The sequence below is a fragment of the Janthinobacterium sp. BCJ23 genome, from assembly GCF_059617945.1.
On record NZ_JCAQAW010000011.1, the window covers coordinates 189,635 to 207,869 of the forward strand.

Consider the following 18,235-nt stretch of genomic DNA (forward strand, 5'->3'; position numbering starts at 1 on the left):
GATGTTAAACGGATTTCAGGAATGCGCGTATGCCGGCGAGCAGCATCTCAATGGCCATCGCCGTCAGGATCAAGCCCATCAGGCGTTCAAACGCCGTCATGACCCTTGGACCGAGCGCCCGCTGCAAGCGTTCGGCGCACAGGAAGACGGCCAGCCAGACGACGGCCACGGCCGTCAGCCCCGCCACGTGGGCGATGACTTCGTTCATTTCATGCGAGGAAAACAGCAGCACGGTGGCCAGGGCCGACGGGCCGGCCAGCGCGGGGATGGCCAGCGGCACGATGAACGGTTCGCCGCCCATCTCGTGGTCGCTATTGCCCGCGTTTGGCTGCGGAAACACCATGCGCATGGCGATCAGAAACAGGATCACGCCGCCGCCTATGCGCAGCGCCACTTCCGACAATTGCAAGGCGTTCAGGAAATGGCGGCCGAAGAACATAAACAGCAGCAAGATGCCAAAGGCGATCATGCACTCGCGTACCACCACTTTCCAGCGCCGCTCGATGGGCACCCGTTTCAGGGCATTGACGAACAGGGAAACGTTGCCGAACGGGTCGGTGACGAGCAAGAGCAGGATAAATGTCTGGAAGAAATTCTGTGTCATGGTGGTGTGGAGATGAGGTCAACACCGTTGCCAGGATGGGCGCGGTGCGATAAGGCTTGCGATGATAACAAGCCTGCTCCCAATCGCCCATGATTATTGATGCATAGCAGCATTTTTTTTACGCCGCAACGACTTTAGCCTGGTAAAACGCGGTGGGCGTGGTGCCGAAATGTTTTTTAAACATGGCCGTGAACGCGCTTTGACTCGTGTAGCCGTTGTCCATGGCCACGTCGATGACCTTGACGCCTTGCGCCAATTGCTCGAGCGCCCGCAGCAATCGCGCCTGCTGGCGCCACTGGCCAAAGCGCATGCCCGTCTGTTTCTGGAACAGACGGTGCAGGCTGCGCTCGGTGATCGCCAGTTCCTGTGCCCAGTGCGCCACCGTCTGCTGTTCGCCCGGCTGTTCCATCAGCCGCGCGCAAATGCCGCGCAGGCGTGCATCGACGGGTAATGGCAAATACAGGGGCAGCACGGGCAAGCTGTTGAGCTCGTGCAACAGCAATTGCAGCAGATGCCAGTCGCGGCTGCCCTCCGTGAAATTGGGCGTGATGTCGACGGCCGCCACGATCAATTGCCGCAGCAGGGGACCGATCTCAAGCACGCAGCTGTGGCCCGGCAGCAATGGCGAATTGGCGCAGTTGACGAACACCGTGCGCATCTTGACGGCGCCGCTCATGCGCACCTTGTGCGCGATGCCGGGCTGCAGCCACACGCCGCGCGTGGGCGGCACCACCCAGCGCCCGCCCTGCGCCTCGATGGTCATCACGCCCTCGATGGCGTACAGCAGTTGCGCATGCGTGTGGCGGTGCGCGGAAATCACGTGGCCGTGCGCATAGTCGACGGCCAGCGCCATGGCGCGCGCCGTGACGGGCAGCAATTCCTGAAAGGCGGGAGAGGAACAATCCATCAAATAAGGTCAGTTTTGCGATAGGTTCGGACATCTTAGCGCGAGAAGGCGCGGCGCGCCTGCGGCATGATGGTTTCCCGTAACTATTCCCGGAGTTTCGCATGCCTGTGCGCGCCTATCTGTATCCGTTTCTGGCCATGTTGCTGTGGGCCGGCAACGTCGTCGTGTCCAAGCTGGCTGCGTCCAGCATCGCCCCCACGGCCATCACCTTTTACCGCCTGGTGCTGGTCTTGCTCGTGATGACACCGTTTATCGCCCGGCCCCTGTGGCGCAACCGCGCCGCCATCCGCCGCCACTGGTGGCAGCTGGCCCTGTGCGGCCTGATGTCGATGGCCCTGTTCCAGAGTCTGTCCTACCGCGCTGCGGAAAGCACCACGGCGACGAATATGGCCATCGTTACGGCGCTGGCGCCCCTGATGACGGCCCTGCTCAGCGTGCTGCTGCTGGGCGAACGCCTGACGGTCGGCATGGCGGCCGGCGGCGTGCTGTCGTTTGGCGGCTTGCTGTATCTGGTGGGGCGCGGCGACGTGCTGGCCTTGCTGCATCAAGGCGTGCATGCGGGCGATGCGCTGATGCTGCTGGCGTCCCTGAGCTTCGCCCTGTACGGCGTGCTGCTGCGCCGCTGGCGTCTGTCCGTTCCCGCCTGGCAAGCCATTTATTGCCAGGCGCTGGCGGCCCTGGCGTGCATGCTGCCGTTCTTCCTGCTTTTGCCGCCCGGCAGCGCCAGGCTGGACGCCACCACCTTGCCACTGATCGGCTATGCGGGCATCGGCTCGTCCATCGTGCTGTCCTACCTGTGGATCGAAGGCGTCAAACTGCTGGGGCCGAACCGCTGCAGCATCTACGTCAACCTTCTGCCCCTGCTGACGGCCCTGCTGGCCATCGTCTGGCTGCACGAAAGCATGCATGTGTACCACTTGGTCGGCGGCGGCATCTCGCTGCTGGGCGTGCTGCTGGCGCAGACGGTGCAGCGGCCCCTGTTCGGCCGGCGTCCTCGCGTGTCCGGTCTTGCCTGAACGGCCATGCATAATGGCGGTTTTCAGGCAGTGGAGTGGGCATGCGGCAAACATTTTGGATGAGCACGATGGTGGCGCTACTGGCGCTGAGTAACTTGGCGTCAGCGCAGGCGGCGCGGTTCTACGAGGGTAAACCGATGGCCACCGCCAGCACCGTCGAGCGCGGCGCGAAAACCATGGACGAGGCGCAGGTGCGCACGGCGCTGGCCCATGTGCCGCAGATCGACGACAGCATAGCCTACGCACCCACGGGTGTGGCCGAGTTCGACGCCATCGAGCATGGCCATGGCAAGCTGGTCGGCTATTTCAATATCGATGGCGATTTATTGCCCGGCAAGCCGGCCGATGCGCCGGCGTTTGCCTATAAAAAAACCTTCGTGGAAAAGGATGGCCATTTCCTCACGGTCACGTATCTGCTTGGCAAGGGCCGGAAAGGGAACCGCGCACCCAGCTATCACATCAAGTGGATCACATGGGAAACGCAGCCGCAGCGCTTTGCCGCCAGCCAGGACGGGCTATTCATCGAGTACAACGTGAATTGCTGCGTGGGCAGCGTGTATGCCCGTGGCCAGTATGCACAGGGCAAGCGCACGGGGCAGTGGCACTACGAGGAGCCGAACACCATCCGCTCGTTTGGCGCCTTTGTCGATGACAAGGTCGAAGGGCCGTGGACGTATGAAAGCGGCGATGAAACGACGACGGGCATGATGCAGCGTGGCCAGCGCACAGGCCGCTGGGAAGTGAGCCCGGGCGTAGACGAATGGCGCGAAGTGGACATGCACAGTTTCACCGGCTACGACACGTTTGTGAAAGACCGCTTGAACGGCCCCAGCGAACGCCGCATCGACGGCGTGGTGCAATGGCAGGGCAACTATGTCAACGGCAAGAAGCAGGGCCAGTGGGTGGAACCTGGCGGTGGCGGCCTGTATGTCGATGACGTGAAACAGGGGCCGTAAAAGGCGACGCCGGACGGTGGCTGGCAAATGCTGATCATGCTCGATTGCAGAAACCGTCTATTAACATAACTGGCATTCCCACGCGACCGCGCACGATTGCGGAATGCCAGTTCTGCGCAAAAAACATCATCTACTTGTTACAAAGCGTGAAAATCCATGCTGGATGTTGCTACTAGTAATCTTTCCCTGTATCTTGCAGTCAGGAAATAAAAGTACAGGAAACCTCGACCTCGTTGCCCTGTCTTGCACTCCTGACGATATGCGCGGGCCGCCTTCCCCCCTGCCGCCGCACACGCCGTATCGATCTGTCCTGAACAATTCACGTGACCCGCCCATCAGGCGTTTGCTGCTATCCCGTTTGGCGGGCGCAGGCATGGTTGCGCCCCTACCAAGGAAAATTGCATGCTGTCGAACATAACAATAAAGATGCGCCTGATTGCCACCATGAGTGTGCTGGGCTTGCTGATCGCCGTGCTCGGCGTCATGAGTATCATCAGCCTGAAATCGGCCAACAACAGCCTCAACGAGGTCTACAGCAATCAGCTGGCATCGACGCAAGCGATCGGCGAATCGCAGATTCTGCTGGGCCGCGCCCGGTTCACAATGGACCGCGTGATGGTGCATCCCGATGCAGCCGACGCCAAGGATATCCTGGCCCGTGCCGAACAATTCATGGAGGCGTCGAACAAGTCCTGGAAGGTGTATTTGGCCTTGCCGCAAAGCGCGGATGAAAAGCGCCTGTCCGACGACATGGACAAGAAGCGCAGCGATTACATGAGCAACGGCTTGCTGGTCATGAGCAAGGCTTTGCGTGAAGGCAATGTCACACAAGCGGACGGTTTGATGATGACGGGACTGACGCCGCTGTACCGCACCCTGGACCAGGCCGCTGAAACATTGACGCAGTATCAGGCCACTTCGGCTGCCCGGATGTATGCGGAAAGCCAGTCCAGCTATCGCACCCAGTTGGCCATGGCCATCGGCGGCGTGCTGGTGGGCGCCTTGCTGACGATTATTTCCAGCATCTTGCTGCTGCGCGCCATCTTCGGCCCGCTGGACCAGGCCCTGCGCCATTTCGGCGCCATTTCCGACGGCAATCTGGCCAACGATATCGTCATCACGCGCAACGACGAGATGGGCGCCTTGCTGACGGGCTTGCAGAAGATGCAGGAACGCCTGTCGACCACCGTGCGCGGCGTGCGCGACGGCAGCGGCGCCATCGCCACGGCCAGCAATGAAATCGCTTCGGGCAACCTGGACCTGTCCAGCCGCACGGAGCAGCAAGCGTCGAGCCTGGAAGAAACGGCCTCGTCGCTGGAAGAGCTGACCTCGACCGTCAAGCAGAATTCCGACAATGCACGCCAGGCGAACCAGCTGGCCGTGTCGGCATCGGATGTGGCGGTAAAAGGCGGCGCATTGGTGGCGCAAGTGGTCGATACCATGGGTACCATCAGCGAATCGTCGAAAAAGATCGCCGACATCATCGGCGTGATCGACGGCATCGCCTTCCAGACGAACATCCTGGCCTTGAATGCAGCCGTGGAAGCGGCGCGTGCCGGCGAGCAAGGTCGCGGCTTTGCCGTCGTCGCCACCGAAGTGCGCAATCTGGCGCACCGCTCGGCCAGCGCCGCCAAGGACATCAAGATGCTGATCGAAGCGTCGGTACAGAACGTGGGTGCCGGCAGCGAACTGGTCAGCCAGACGGGCACGACGATGGACGAGATCGTGGCCAGCATCCGCCGCGTGACGGACATCATGGGCGAAATCAGCGCCGCCGGCCGCGAACAGGAACTGGGCATCGGCCAGATCAACCAGGCCGTGGCAGAAATGGATACCGTGACGCAACAGAATGCGGCGCTGGTGGAAGAAGCGGCAGCTGCCTCGGAAGCCATGCAGGAGCAGGCGGCGGCGCTGGCCGAAATGGTCAGCATCTTCAAACTCGATGCCAACCATAGCGGTCCTGCCGCCAAGTCTGCCTTGCGCAAGCCTGTCGTGGCAGCCGCCAGCACGGCCTTGAAACGCCCGGCGCTGCGCCTGGCGCCAAGCCGCGCCGCGGCAGCACCTGTCGCTGCCGCAAAACCGCGTCCGGCCAAGCCTGCAGCGGACAATAGCGGAGAGTGGGAAGAGTTCTAAATTACTGCGCCGACAGGGTGGCCTTGCTGCCCTGTTCCTGTAAGCGCGCCGCCTCGGCCAGGGCTTGGGCGCGCGCTTCTTCCGCGGCCTGTTCCGCTTTCTCCAGTGCATCGTGGCGCGCCTGCAAGGCTGCTCGCGCGCGCACGAAGACGATCTTGATGGCCGCCATCACGGGCACGGACAGGAAGATGCCGACCACGCCACCGAGCTGGTCGCCGGCCAGCAGGCCAACGATCACCATCAGCGGGCTCACTTCCACGCCTTCGCTCATCAAATACGGGTTGACCACGTAATCCTGGAACAAACGGTAGGCGGCGATAAAGCCGATCAGCCAGAACACGTGCTCGAAGCCGCTGAAACCGGCCACGACCACGGCGATGACGGCCGCCGCCAACGGACCGGCAAACGGGATGAATTCCAGCAAGGCGGCAGCGCCGGCCAACAGCAGGCTGTACGGCACGCCCATCAGCGAAAAGGCGATGCTGTAGGACACAAACGTGGCGATCGACAATAGCAGCAGGGCGCGCACATAGCGCGACAGCAAGATGTCGAGGTCATCGATGATGGCGCCCCAGAGTTTCTTGTTCGGGCGGTTCAGCAGGGACAGCAAGCCGTCGCGCATGTCCGGCCCTTCCTTGATCAGCAAAAAGCTCAGCACGGGCACCAGCACCAGATAGATCAGGTTGCTGGCCGCATGCATGACGGTCAAACCCAGTTCTTTCGCCAGCGGCATCGCTTGTCCCGTACCGCTGCTCAGCTGCGTCTGCATGAACGACAGCAGGCGCGCGCGCAACGGCTCCATGAATTCCGGCAACGGGATGCGCTCGGCAAAGTTGTTGCCCTTGAGCAGGGTCGGCAACTGATTACTGAGCTTGATCGCTTCTTCCTCGATGCGCGCGCCGAAGATGGAGCCCAGCACCGCCACCAGCAAGATCACCACGAGGAAGACGATGCCGATGGCGGCCGTGCGCGGCAAGCGTTTCGGGCCATGGCGTTCGAGCAGGCCGATCAGCGGATACACGAGGTAGCTGAAGAAAATGGCAAAGACCACAACGATCAGGGTCGACGAAACCTTGTAGGTGAGAAACAGCAGGAAGGCGATGAGGAAAGCCGTCCACACCATCTTGGCAACGCGCAAGTTAAAACCGAACATATGAATTCCTTAGGGGCAGGATGCGACGCAAGCGTGACTGGCTTGAAAGGCAGGGTGGGCAAGGCAGGGACAGGGCCGCGCCGCACGGCCGGAAATCATACCGCAAAATGCCAAAATGCCATGTTCTTGTGCGTAATGGCAATGCTTTCCCTATGCGCCTACCTTATTTTTCCCGCCAGCTGGCCACGGTGATGAGCACGCCATCGTCCTTGTTTGGTTCGCGCAAGGTCACCGTGTAGCGGCCGCTGGCATCGTTGCCCGTAAACACCACCTTGTCGTCATGGCCCTTCACTTGGGCGCCCTTGGCCAGCTTGGCGTAGGTGTTGAGTACCCAGTGGAAATCGGCATAGCTGCGCAAGGTGATGTCGGCATCGGGCATGGGCTCGTCGCCGGCCTCGGCCGCTTCCGTCGGCGTGCGCATGGGCAAACCGGCCAATCCCGCCGGTGTGACGATCTTGCCGCCGCTGGAACTGCTGTTCAACTCCGCATTCGGCAGCAGCAGGTGCAGCAAGCTTGCGGGAAAGCCGGGCGGCACGTCGCGCTGTTCCCAGCCGGGCTGGCCGGGGCGGGTCGTGATGTATTCCACGGCAGCAATGCTTTGCCGCTGTGCCGGTGCAGCCTGTGCCAGCGTGGTCGGCAACTGCCGTGCCCAGACCAGCAGCGGTGCGGCCATCTCATCCTCCGCGCCCGGTGGCAGGAACACCGTCAGCACGGCGTGCGTGGATGGCAGGCAGGCGGGGGCCGCGCCGCCGATGGCGGCCTGGCAATGGCCGTTGACCAGGCCCAGCGCCAATAGTTTGCGTTTCGGATCGAACAGCATGGCGGCGCGCCGTGCACCGTGTGTGCCGGCATCGATGGAGGCCAGCACCGAGCGCCCATCGGGCAGCATGGTGCGCGTGATGTCGTCGAGTGAATACATGCTGTCGAGCACCTGGCGCGCGATCAGGGTGTTGCCTTGCGTATAGCTGCCGCGCGCATAGCCGAGCAGCTTGAAGATGTCGGCGCGGATCTCCGGATGCGCACTCAGGCGCAGCGGCGGCGATGGCACGGGCACGGTGGCGGCCACGAAGGCGGCATCTTCGGTAGAAATAGTTTCTGCCATGCTGGAAATCGGCAGGCACAGCGCGGCGCACAGCGTCAGCATGCGTAGAGTGATTTTTCCTGGGGTGTTCAATGGCCGTCCTTGTCGAGACGCCATGCCGGACCGGTTGCCGGCATGCGCGGGCCGCGATCTTAGCATTTCAGGAATAAATGAGGTCGTGACGAGTTCTTGCTCAAGTACGTGCTTCACTCGAGTGTCGGCGCGGCCAAGAAATTGCGGATGGGAGAAAAGGGCTGTTTCTATACCTGTCCTTGTATAGCGATGATCATGCCAAGGTGAGCCGTTTGATCCGCCATGCTGGCTTTTTTTGAGAGCAAGGATACCCCTTTGACGATCCTCAAGATCGGCGCCCGGGACAGCTGGTATGAGGTGGACCCCGAGCAGCGCGATCCCTGGAAGATTTCCCCGCAGGCCCTGCTGGCGCTGCTCGGCGCCAGCCCCAGCGGCAATACTCAGGCGGCGTTGAGCACGTAGCGGTTCTTGCCGCTTTTCTTGGCCTGGTACAAGGATTCATCGGCGCGCCGGTAGCTGTGCGACAAGTCCGCTTCCTTGAGCAGCTCCGCGACGCCGATGCTGACGGACACCTTGCGTTCCGGCACGAAGGCCGCCTCGACGCTGTCGACCAGCTGCGCGGCAAAGGCGCAGGCCGCGTTCTTTTCGCCCAGGTAAATGACGGCAAACTCCTCGCCACCAAGACGTCCGCACAGGTGCTCGCCAGACAGTTTGGCGATCACGTCGGCGATCTTTTTCAGCACCTCGTCGCCCACGTCATGGCCGTACACGTCGTTGATCTGCTTGAAGTCGTCGATGTCGATCATCAGGAAATACGCGGGCGTGCGCGCCGTGCGCTGCAAGGCGCGGGCGCCTTGCGTAAACATGCGGCGATTGTTGAGCCCGGTCAAGCCATCCTTGTAAGCCATCGTCGCCAGTTCGCGCTGGGCACGGTAGTTATGGATGCGCAAGACGAGAAAATAGATATTCAGCGCCAAACCGATGATCACGCTGATGGTGACGGCCAGCACGGGCCAGTGCTGGTCGGCCTGGCCAGCATGCACGGGAAATTGCCCCAGCCCCAGAATGGCCCACACGCATAGCGATACGCCCAGGTAATACGCAATGCCGCTGAAAATGGGCGCCGTCGTCAGGGTGATCATCACGCCCAGCGGCAACACCCAGAAAGCGGGGTCTTCCGTGCCCAGCATCAGCACGCGAAAACTGAACGCGATGAACAGCACGCTGATGGTGCCGCTGGCGATGATGGCCTGCAAGGACTTCGCATACACGGTCAGCAGCAGCCCGCCCAGCATGCCCGTCACACCCAGCGCCGCCTGCGCATGATCGAACGAAGCGCGCGGCAAGGTCAGGCTGAACGTGACCAGCCAGCAAGCCAGGCCAAACGTCAGGATGGCTATCGAAATGAAATGCAGTTCCTTGAAAAAGCGCTGCTGCTGCTCCCGTTCTCCTGAAAAGAACAGGTAATAGAAGGCAGGAGACAGGCTGCGCGAAGTGAACATTCCATTCGTCCAGGCAGACAACAGGCCTTGCGGCAGGGACGCCTCCCGCAACGGCAGGCGGCATGGCGCGCGTACAAAATTAGTTGCGCTCAGGAACTAGTGTACTGGTTTCTTGGGGGGAGTGGGCACGGAGAGCGTGGAAATGCGGCGGTATGGATACAGGTACTGTGAGCGTGATCGCTGCATCCCCGAAGGGCACGGTCTGGACGTTGAAAAAGGAAGCGGCCCTACAAGAGGGCCGCCATGGCAACATCTCGTTGCTGTTATGTCTTAAACGTCAATATTGCCCGCGCGCAGCGCATTGTTTTCGATGAACGCGCGGCGCGGTTCCACGTCGTCTCCCATCAGCGTGGTGAAGATCTGATCCGCGGCAATCGCGTCTTCGATCTGCACTTTCAACAGGCGGCGGACGGTTGGGTCCATCGTTGTTTCCCACAGTTGATCCGGGTTCATTTCGCCCAGACCTTTGTAGCGCTGTTTCGAAACCGTGCGTTCGGCTTCGTCGCGCAGCCATTGCATGGCCTGGTGGAAGTCGACCACGGCGATTTCCTTCATGCGCTCGCCTTCGCCGCGGCGGACAAACGCGCCTTCGCCGATCAGGCCTTCGAAGGTGGCGGCGCCGCTGCTCAGCACGGCGTAGTCCGGACCTTGCACGAAGTCGGCGTCGATGGCGGTGACTTTGACGTTGCCGTGGTACATGCGCTCGATGTGCAGCTTGTGCTTTTCCGACAAGTCGTCGGAACGCACGTGCACGCGCACGGCGCTGTCGTTGATGGCCGTCTGCAGGGCCAGGGCGGAGGTTTCCGCCAGGTCCAGGGTCGACAGGTCCAGCTGCACGCCCGTCATGATGGCTGTCAGGGCGGCGCGGTCGATGACGCGCGTCAGACGGGTCATGATGGTGTTTGACAGGTTGAACTTGCGCACCAGTTCCGTCAGCGTCTCGCCGGAAATGCCTTCTGCGCCTTCACGCGGCACCAGCACGGCCGTGTTCAGCGCCACGGTCATCATGTAGCTCGCTTCCTCGGCGTCATCTTTCAGATAGCGCTCGTCGCGGCCGGCTTTCACTTTGTAAAGCGGCGGTTGCGCGATGTAGATGTGGCCGCGCTCGACCAGTTGCGGCATCTGGCGGTAGAACAGGGTCAGCAGCAGGGTACGGATGTGAGCGCCATCGACGTCCGCATCGGTCATGATGATGATGCGGTGGTAGCGCAGTTTCTCGACGTTGAATTCGTCCGGTCCGATCGAGGTGCCGAGCGTGGCGATCAGCGTGGTGATCTGTTCCGATGACAGCATTTTCTCGAAACGGGCTTTTTCCACGTTCAGCACTTTACCGCGCAGCGGCAGAATCGCCTGGAACTTGCGGTCGCGCCCCTGTTTTGCCGAGCCACCTGCCGAGTCACCCTCGACGATGTACAGTTCGCACAGGGCGGGGTCTTTTTCCTGGCAGTCGGCCAGCTTGGCCGACAGGCCCAGGCCGTCCATGATGCCTTTGCGGCGGGTCAGGTCGCGGGCCTTGCGTGCCGCTTCGCGCGCGCGTGCCGCTTCGACGATCTTGCCGCAAATGATCTTGGCGTCGTTTGGTTTCTCTTGCAGGTAATCTGCCAGAGTCTTGGCGACGATCTCTTCGACCGGGCCGCGCACTTCGCTCGATACCAGCTTGTCTTTCGTCTGCGACGAGAATTTCGGTTCCGGCACTTTGACCGACAGCACGCAGGTCAGGCCTTCACGCATGTCGTCGCCGTTGATTTCCACTTTCGCCTTTTTGGCGAACTCGTGTTCATCGATGTATTTGTTGATCACGCGCGTCATCGCCGCGCGCAGGCCCGTCAAGTGGGTGCCGCCGTCGCGTTGCGGAATGTTGTTCGTGAAGCACAGCACCTGTTCATTGTAGGCATCGTTCCACTGCATCGACACGTCGACCGAGATGTTCGTGTTCTGGTCCGACATGCGCTCGCCCGTGGCCTGGAAAATGGTCGGGTGCAAGACCGATTTGGCCTTGTTGATGTACTCGACGAAGCCGCGCGTGCCGCCTTCGAAGGCGAACACTTCTTCCTTGCCTGTGCGCTGGTCGGACAACTTGATGTTGACGCCATTGTTCAGGAAGGACAGTTCGCGGATGCGCTTGGCCAGGATTTCGTAGTGGAATTCCACGTGCGTGAAAATCTCTTCGTCGGCCCAGAAATGCACGTCGGTACCGCGCTTGTCCGTTTCGCCGATGACACGGATCGGGGAGGTGGCGATGTCGCCGACCATGACGATCTGGCGGTCTTGCGGCACGCCGCGCACGAATTCCATGTGATGCACTTTGCCATCGCGGCGGATGGTCAGTTTCAGCAGTTTCGACAGGCCATTCACGCAGGACACGCCCACGCCGTGCAAACCGCCCGAGACTTTATAGGAGTTCTGGTCGAACTTGCCGCCCGCGTGCAGCTCGGTCATGACGATTTCCGCCGCCGAACGCTTCGGATCGTGCTTGTCGTCCATTTTCAGGCCGGTCGGCACGCCGCGGCCATTGTCGGTGATCGAGATCGAATTGTCGCTGTGGATGGTGACGTGGATTTCCGTGCAGTGGCCGGCCAGCGATTCATCGATGGAGTTGTCCAGCACTTCGAATACCAGATGGTGCAAGCCGGTGCCGTCCGAGGTGTCGCCAATGTACATGCCCGGGCGTTTGCGTACGGCTTCCAGGCCTTCCAGGATCTGGATGGAGGCGGCGCCGTATTCTTCCGTTTTGGCCTGGATCGGGGTGTCTTGTGGATTCTCGGACATGGACTGCTTTCTCAAATAACGATTGCTGATTGATTCGGGGCTGCTGGCTGATGACCGTAGGTCGGGTTAGCCGGAACGGCGTAACCCGACAGACGGCGATTCAGCATGTCGGATTACGCTGCGCTAATCCGACCTACGTCACTGCTGTGGTCTTTAGATGCGCATCGGCATGACGACATACTTGAAGTCGGCATTGTCCGGGATGGAGATCAGGGCGGACGAGTTCGAATCACCGAGCGCGATGTTGACGTATTCGCATTTCAGGTTGTTCAGCACGTCCAGCAGATACGTCACGTTGAAACCGATGTCGACGGAGTCGCCGCCGTAGTCGATTTCCAGCTCTTCGACGGCTTCTTCCTGGTCCGCATTGGTCGAGCTGATCTTCATGCTGCCCGGGGTGATGATGCAGCGCACGCCCTTGAACTTGTCGCTGGTCATGATGGCGGCGCGTTGCAGCGAGCGCAGCAGTTCATCGCGGCCGATGGTGAAGTCGTTTTTGTAGCCTTTTGGAATCACGCGCGTGTAGTCGGGGAACTTGCCTTCCACCAGCTTCGAGATCAGCTCGATGTCGGCAAAGGTCAGTTTCACCTGATTGGCGGCGATGTCCAGCTGGACCGGCTCATCGTTCTCTTCCAGCAGACGCTGCAGTTCGATGATGGTCTTGCGAGGAATAATCACTTCCTGGCGCGCGAAGGTCTGCTCGGTGGCAACCTGGCAAAACGCCAGACGGTGGCCGTCGGTAGCCACGGCGATCACATTATTGCCATCCAGAACCAGCAGCAAGCCGTTCAGGTAGTAGCGGATGTCTTGCTGCGCCATCGAGAAATGCACCATGTTGAACAGGTGTTTCAGCGTTTTCTGGGGCAGGGTGACGGACGCGTTGTAGCTTTCCGCCTGTTGCACGGTTGGAAACTCTTCCGCCGCCAGGGTTTGCAGGGCGAAGCGCGACTTGCCCGTTTGCACGGTCAGGCGCTTGTTCAGCAGGGTCATCGTGACGTCGCCCGATTCGGGCAGGGCGCGCAGGATGTCCAGCAGCTTGCGCGCGGCCACGGTGGTGCCGGTGACGTCCGCGCCGGAACCGATTTCCGCGTGCGTGGTGATCTGCACTTCGGTGTCGGTCGACAGGAAGGAGACATTTTCACCGTCTTTGCGGATGAGGATATTGGCCAGAATCGGCATAGTGTGCCGACGCTCGACAATACCGCTCACGATCTGCAGTGGCCGGAGAAGGGTATCTCGGGTGGTTTTGACCAATTGCATATTTATCCTCAATGTATAGGTTGAACAGTACGACGTTTAACGTATTAATTTAACAATTCTTACCATAGGGAGCCCCGACAGACCGGCTGCGGTGCCCTCCCAGATGATAAGGGTAAAGCACGTTTTGAGCCAGTCTTGCTCAAGCGGCGCTTAGCCTTTTAATGTTTGCTCCAGCACATGCAATTCATGGTTGCATTCCGGATTCTTGGTGCGGTCCAGCGCGATCTTGCGCACGGCATGCAGCACCGTGGTGTGGTCGCGGCCGCCGAACAGTTCGCCGATCTCCGGCAGGCTCTTCTGTGTCAATTCCTTGGCCAGGTACATGGCGATCTGGCGCGGCCGGGCGATATTCGCGGGGCGGCGCTTCGAATACATGTCTGCAACCTTGATATTGAAGAAGTCGGCCACGGTTTTCTGGATGTTTTCCACGGAAATCTGGCGGTTCTGCACCGACAGCAAGTCCTTCAGGGCTTCCTTGACGATATCGATCGTGATGTCTTTGCCATGGAAACGCGAGTACGCGAGGATCTTGCGCAGCGCGCCTTCCAGCTCGCGCACGTTCGAGCGCAAGTGCTTGGCGACAAAGAAAGCCACGTCGTCGGAGAAGGTCACGCCTTCCTGCTTGGCTTTTTTCAACAGAATCGCCACGCGCATTTCCAGCTCCGGCGGTTCGATGGCCACCGTCAGGCCCGAGTCGAAGCGCGAGATCAACCGGTCGTCCATGCCCGTGATTTCCTTCGGATACGTATCCGAGGTGATGATGATCTGTTTCTTTGCGGCAATTAATGCCTCGAACGCATAGAAGAACTCTTCCTGCGTGCGGCTCTTGCCGCCAAAGAACTGGATATCATCGATCAGCAGCATGTCGAGCGAGTGATAGTAGTGCTTGAAATCGTCGAAACCCTTGCGCTGGTAAGCGGTCACTACGTCGCGAACGTACTGTTCCGCGTGGATGTAGCGAATTTTTGCGCCCGGATTGTCGGCCATCACCTGGTTGCCGATGGCGTGGATCAAGTGGGTTTTACCGAGGCCGACGCCGCCGTAGAAGAACAGCGGGTTATACGACACGCCCGGATTGTTCGCCACCTGGATGGCGGCGGCGCGCGCCAATTGGTTGGCCTTACCGGTCACGAAGCTGTCGAAGGTCAGGTCGGTGTTGATGCGGCTCTGCTCGCGGCGCGGGGCGGCGCCGATGCTCAGTTCCGGCACGCTGGGCTGCGGCTCCGCGGCGCGCGCGCTGGGCGCGCCGCCATTCGGATCGCTGGCCGGGGTGCTGGCGGCAACGGGCTTCTTCGGCAAGGCCAGGCGCGGGTCGAGCACGAACTGCACTTCCGTCGGCGCTTCGAAGTACTGAATGGCCAGGGCAGTGATGCGGCTGGCGAACTGGGTCTTGACCCAATCGAGCTTGAAGCGATTGGGCGCAGCAATGCGCAGCTTGCCCTCTTCGTAATCGAGAGGGATAAGCGGTTTGATCCACGCACTGAATTGTTGCGGTGTCAGCTCCAGTTCCAACTGCGCGGAACAGGCCTGCCAGAAATTATCCATGTATGTCTATGTGAAAAGGTGTGGGAGGGCGTATCGATTCTGCCCTGCGTTCACCGTGTTGCAAGGCCGGCGTCGCGCGAGGGCTCGCCACACGTAACGCGCTATTCTACTCCCGACTGAGAAAGTTATCCACAGGCACGACGCTTATTTTTCTGTGGCGGGGTGGGGCGCCATGTGCATAAGAGGCGACTTATCCCCCGGTTATCCCGTCACAAGCAGTGCTGGCGCGGCCTGTGGCGGGGCCTTGCAAGCAGATGGGGGCCGGCGCGCAAATTTCCAGGCGATCACGGCAATCCTTGACAAGAGGGGGGCATATGCTGAATAATTCAGGGTTCCCCGCCCGTATTCCGTGTTTATTCATTTGGAACGACAATATGGACTAAGCGTGGATTAAGCGGGCGATGAGATTGGCCAGCTTGTGCCTTGGCATAAGTGCGCGATTGTCATTGGCACCAAAAACTGACGGGACGTCAGACCCGATTTTGCATTTTTTTTGTTTTTAGCGAGACCAACATGAAACGTACTTACCAACCTTCCGTCGTTCGCCGCAAGCGTACGCACGGCTTCCGCGCTCGTATGGCTACCCGTGGTGGCCGTGATGTGCTCAACGCACGTCGCGCAAAGGGCCGCAAACGTCTGGCCGTCTAGGCTTGTCGTTGACAGCTGATCGCGTGGCTAGCTGTACTCCAGTCGGCAATCAACGCGAAGGTTCACACGACTTCGCGCGCGTTCGGCGTATCGTTAAAACGGATGAATTTTCATCCGTTTTTCGTTTGCGCCCTTCGCAAAAAACAGCGCATTTTGTGCTGTACACCCGACACAATCAATTGCCGCATGCGCGGCTGGGCGTCGTTGTGGCGAAGCGTTTCGCGCCGCGCGCGGCGACCCGCAACACGATCAAGCGCGTCACGCGCGAGCTGTTTCGCAACAGCGCGATGCCGCCGGTCGACTGCGTGGTGCGTTTGTCGCGCGCCGTCAACAGCAAGGATGGCCCGGCCACCACGACCAAGCTCAAAGCCGAGCTGCGTGAAGAATTGAGCCGCCTGTTCGCGGCGCAAATCGCCGCCCAGGCCCGTTCTGTTGCTGCGCCACCACCATCCGCGCCATGAAAACCCTGCTGCTGTTCCTGCTGCGCGCTTATCAGTTGCTGATCAGCCCCATGCTGGGACAGAATTGCCGTTTCTATCCGAGCTGTTCGCATTACGCGATGGAAGCGCTGCGCGTGCACGGTACGGCCAAGGGCAGCCTGCTGGCTGCCAAGCGCCTGTGCCGTTGCCACCCCTGGAATGAAGGGGGCGTCGACCCGGTGCCGCCGGCCGACGGTAAACAATCTTCAACGACCGCTTGCGGTTGCAACCACTCCTGACAAATACCCTAATGGATATCAATAAACGTACCATCCTGTGGATCGTGTTTTCCGTCTCGCTGGTAATTCTCTGGAACGAATGGATGATCTCGAACGGCAAGCCGTCGATGTTCTCCGCGAACACGGAACAAACCGCCAAGGCGCCTGTCACCCCGGCCAAGACGGACGCCCTGGCTGCCGCGGCTGCCGGCGCAGCCGCCGTGCCTGGCGAAGCGACCGATCCCGCCGCGTTCAAGCGCGAAGTGATTACCATCACCACCGACGTCATCAAGGTCGATATCGACACCCTGGGCGGCCAGGTCAAGCGTCTGGAATTGCTGAAGTTCAAGGGCGCGGGCAATCCGGGCTGGTTCGGCGGCTGCTTCGGCCTGTTCAAATGGTGCCAGCCTGACGATGGCAAGCAAAACGAAGTGCTGTTTGACGAAGGCGCGAACCGCACCTATCTGGCGCAGTCGGGCCTGGTCGGCGGTCCATTCCCCACCCATGCGAGCGGTTTCACCGTGCAGCCTGGCGTGCGCACCCTCGGCGACGGCAAGCAAGTGCAACTGGTGATGGAAGCGGTCGAAGGCGGCGTCAAGCTGACCAAGACGTTTACCTTCAAGCGCGGCGATTACGTCATCGACGTGCGCCACGATGTGGCCAACGTGGGCGCAGCGCCCGTGACGCCGCAGCTGTATCTGCAACTGACGCATGACGGCAACAAGCCGGTCGGCGACTCGTTCTTCAACAGCAGCTTCACGGGTCCGACCCTGTACACGCCGCAAGACAAGTACCAGAAGCTGACGTTCGAGAAAATCGAAAAAGCGGCAGTGGAAGACGAGAAGAAGGGCAACGACAACGCCATGAAGGGCTTGCATCCAGCCACGGCGAATGGCGGCTGGTTTGCGATTTCGCAGCACTTCTTCGTCTCGGCTTTCGTTCCGCCTGAAAACGCCAAGCGCGACATCTTCACGAAGAAGGTCGGCACCAACTTGTACGCCATCGGCAACGTGCTGCCACTGCCTACCCTGGCGCCAGGCGCCTCGGCCAGCATGGATAGCAAGCTGTATTCGGGTCCGCAAATCGCCCACCTGCTCGAGCCGGTCTCGCCGGGCCTGGAACTGGTCAAGGATTACGGCTGGCTGACCATCATCGCCAAGCCGATGTTCTGGGTCATGGAACAGATCCACAGCGTGCTGGGCAACTGGGGCTGGACCATCATCGCCTTCACGATCCTGATCAAGCTGGCCTTCTTCCCGCTGTCGGCCGCCGGCTACCGCAGCATGGCCAAGATGAAACTGGTCACGCCGAAGATGCAGGCGATTCGCGAGCGCTACAAAGGCGATCCGCAAAAGATGAACCAGGCCACGATGGAGCTGTACAAGACGGAAAAGATCAATCCGCTGGGCGGCTGCCTGCCGATCCTGATCCAGATGCCCGTCTTTATCGCCCTGTACTGGGTGCTGAACGCGTCCGTGGAAATCCGCGGCGCGCCATGGATCGGCTGGATCACCGACCTGGCCCAGCATGACCCATGGTGCATCCTGCCAGTGCTGTACGCGATCTCGATGTACATCACGACCAAGCTGAACCCGGCTCCTGCCGATCCGATGCAAGCGAAGATGATGCTGTTCATGCCACTGGCATTCTCGGTGATGTTCTTCTTCTTCCCGTCGGGCTTGGTACTCTACTGGGTCGTCAACAACGTCCTGTCGATCGGCCAGCAATGGGTGATCACCAAGAAATACGCGCCTGCCGCCAAGTAATTCCGGCCAGCGAACAGAAAGCCCGCCTCGCGCGGGCTTTTTAATTCTTGTAGGTCGGAATAGCGTGGCAAGGCCACGCGTAATCCGACACTATCGCCAGGTGTGCTGCGTCGGCTTACGCGCTGCGCGCTAAGCCGACCTACGTTGCTGCACTTCCCTTGCCGT

16 protein-coding genes are annotated in these 18,235 nt (G+C 60.6%); 8 read left to right on the plus strand and 8 right to left on the minus strand.

Annotated elements, in window-relative coordinates:
* Window positions 1–4: 4 nt before the first annotated feature.
* Window positions 5–604, minus strand: coding sequence for a MarC family protein (locus AC54AG_RS26240; RefSeq protein WP_034754361.1), 600 nt, complete (start codon window positions 602–604; stop codon window positions 5–7).
* 118 nt (window positions 605–722) lie between these two features.
* Complete coding sequence (locus AC54AG_RS26245; RefSeq protein ID WP_496632247.1) at window positions 723–1,511, minus strand: AraC family transcriptional regulator; 789 nt, start codon at window positions 1,509–1,511, stop codon at window positions 723–725.
* A 101-nt stretch (window positions 1,512–1,612) separates the two neighbouring features.
* Here AC54AG_RS26245 and AC54AG_RS26250 point away from each other — a divergent pair, with 101 nt between their 5' ends.
* The 3 genes from AC54AG_RS26250 to AC54AG_RS26260 all read left to right on the plus strand — a co-directional run bounded on the left by AC54AG_RS26250 (window position 1,613) and on the right by AC54AG_RS26260 (window position 5,616).
* Window positions 1,613–2,527 carry a DMT family transporter gene (locus tag AC54AG_RS26250; protein ID WP_046683257.1) on the plus strand — a complete coding sequence of 305 codons (915 nt, stop codon included), beginning with the start codon at window positions 1,613–1,615 and terminating at the stop codon, window positions 2,525–2,527.
* 41 nt (window positions 2,528–2,568) lie between these two features.
* Entirely contained in the window at window positions 2,569–3,483 is a 915-nt protein-coding gene (locus tag AC54AG_RS26255) for a toxin-antitoxin system YwqK family antitoxin (RefSeq protein WP_496632249.1), read from the plus strand.
* A 402-nt stretch (window positions 3,484–3,885) separates the two neighbouring features.
* Entirely contained in the window at window positions 3,886–5,616 is a 1,731-nt protein-coding gene (locus AC54AG_RS26260) for a methyl-accepting chemotaxis protein (RefSeq protein ID WP_496632251.1), read from the plus strand.
* A gap of 1 nt (window position 5,617) precedes the next feature.
* Here AC54AG_RS26260 and AC54AG_RS26265 read toward each other — a convergent pair whose 3' ends face one another.
* Both AC54AG_RS26265 and AC54AG_RS26270 read right to left on the minus strand, forming a co-directional pair.
* Window positions 5,618–6,769: an AI-2E family transporter gene (locus AC54AG_RS26265; protein WP_496632253.1), complete on the minus strand. Its 1,152-nt coding sequence runs from the start codon at window positions 6,767–6,769 to the stop codon at window positions 5,618–5,620.
* Window positions 6,770–6,932: 163 nt separating this feature from the next.
* Window positions 6,933–7,913, minus strand: coding sequence for a hypothetical protein (locus AC54AG_RS26270; protein WP_496632255.1), 981 nt, complete (start codon window positions 7,911–7,913; stop codon window positions 6,933–6,935).
* Between the two features lie 285 nt (window positions 7,914–8,198).
* Here AC54AG_RS26270 and AC54AG_RS26275 point away from each other — a divergent pair, with 285 nt between their 5' ends.
* Window positions 8,199–8,345, plus strand: a complete 147-nt coding sequence (locus AC54AG_RS26275) for a hypothetical protein (RefSeq protein WP_161781509.1) — start codon at window positions 8,199–8,201, stop codon at window positions 8,343–8,345.
* Here the strand turns inward: AC54AG_RS26275 and AC54AG_RS26280 are convergent.
* From AC54AG_RS26280 to dnaA, 4 genes are all read right to left on the minus strand, one after another.
* A complete protein-coding gene (locus AC54AG_RS26280; RefSeq protein WP_496632257.1) occupies window positions 8,324–9,385 on the minus strand; it encodes a GGDEF domain-containing protein in 1,062 nt (353 codons plus the stop codon). The genes AC54AG_RS26275 and AC54AG_RS26280 overlap by 22 nt on opposite strands.
* Window positions 9,386–9,655: 270 nt before the next feature.
* Window positions 9,656–12,154 carry a DNA topoisomerase (ATP-hydrolyzing) subunit B gene (gene gyrB / locus AC54AG_RS26285; RefSeq protein WP_034754344.1) on the minus strand — a complete coding sequence of 833 codons (2,499 nt, stop codon included), beginning with the start codon at window positions 12,152–12,154 and terminating at the stop codon, window positions 9,656–9,658.
* 153 nt (window positions 12,155–12,307) lie between these two features.
* A complete protein-coding gene (dnaN, locus tag AC54AG_RS26290; RefSeq protein ID WP_034754341.1) occupies window positions 12,308–13,414 on the minus strand; it encodes a DNA polymerase III subunit beta in 1,107 nt (368 codons plus the stop codon).
* Between the two features lie 150 nt (window positions 13,415–13,564).
* Window positions 13,565–14,959: a chromosomal replication initiator protein DnaA gene (dnaA, locus tag AC54AG_RS26295; RefSeq protein WP_034754339.1), complete on the minus strand. Its 1,395-nt coding sequence runs from the start codon at window positions 14,957–14,959 to the stop codon at window positions 13,565–13,567.
* A gap of 513 nt (window positions 14,960–15,472) precedes the next feature.
* Between dnaA and rpmH the strand changes: the two genes are divergently transcribed.
* From rpmH to yidC, 4 genes are read left to right on the plus strand one after another with little or no spacing between them, the layout of a single operon-like run.
* Entirely contained in the window at window positions 15,473–15,607 is a 135-nt protein-coding gene (gene rpmH, locus AC54AG_RS26300) for a 50S ribosomal protein L34 (RefSeq protein WP_010401996.1), read from the plus strand.
* 23 nt (window positions 15,608–15,630) lie between these two features.
* A complete protein-coding gene (gene rnpA / locus AC54AG_RS26305; RefSeq protein WP_099403828.1) occupies window positions 15,631–16,068 on the plus strand; it encodes a ribonuclease P protein component in 438 nt (145 codons plus the stop codon).
* On the plus strand, window positions 16,065–16,325 hold the full coding sequence (gene yidD, locus AC54AG_RS26310; RefSeq protein ID WP_034754335.1) for a membrane protein insertion efficiency factor YidD: 261 nt from the start codon (window positions 16,065–16,067) through the stop codon (window positions 16,323–16,325). Before rnpA ends, yidD begins: the two co-directional genes overlap by 4 nt.
* Before the next feature lie 11 nt (window positions 16,326–16,336).
* Window positions 16,337–18,070, plus strand: coding sequence for a membrane protein insertase YidC (gene yidC, locus AC54AG_RS26315; protein ID WP_070301977.1), 1,734 nt, complete (start codon window positions 16,337–16,339; stop codon window positions 18,068–18,070).
* The last annotated feature ends 165 nt before the right edge of the window (window positions 18,071–18,235 follow it).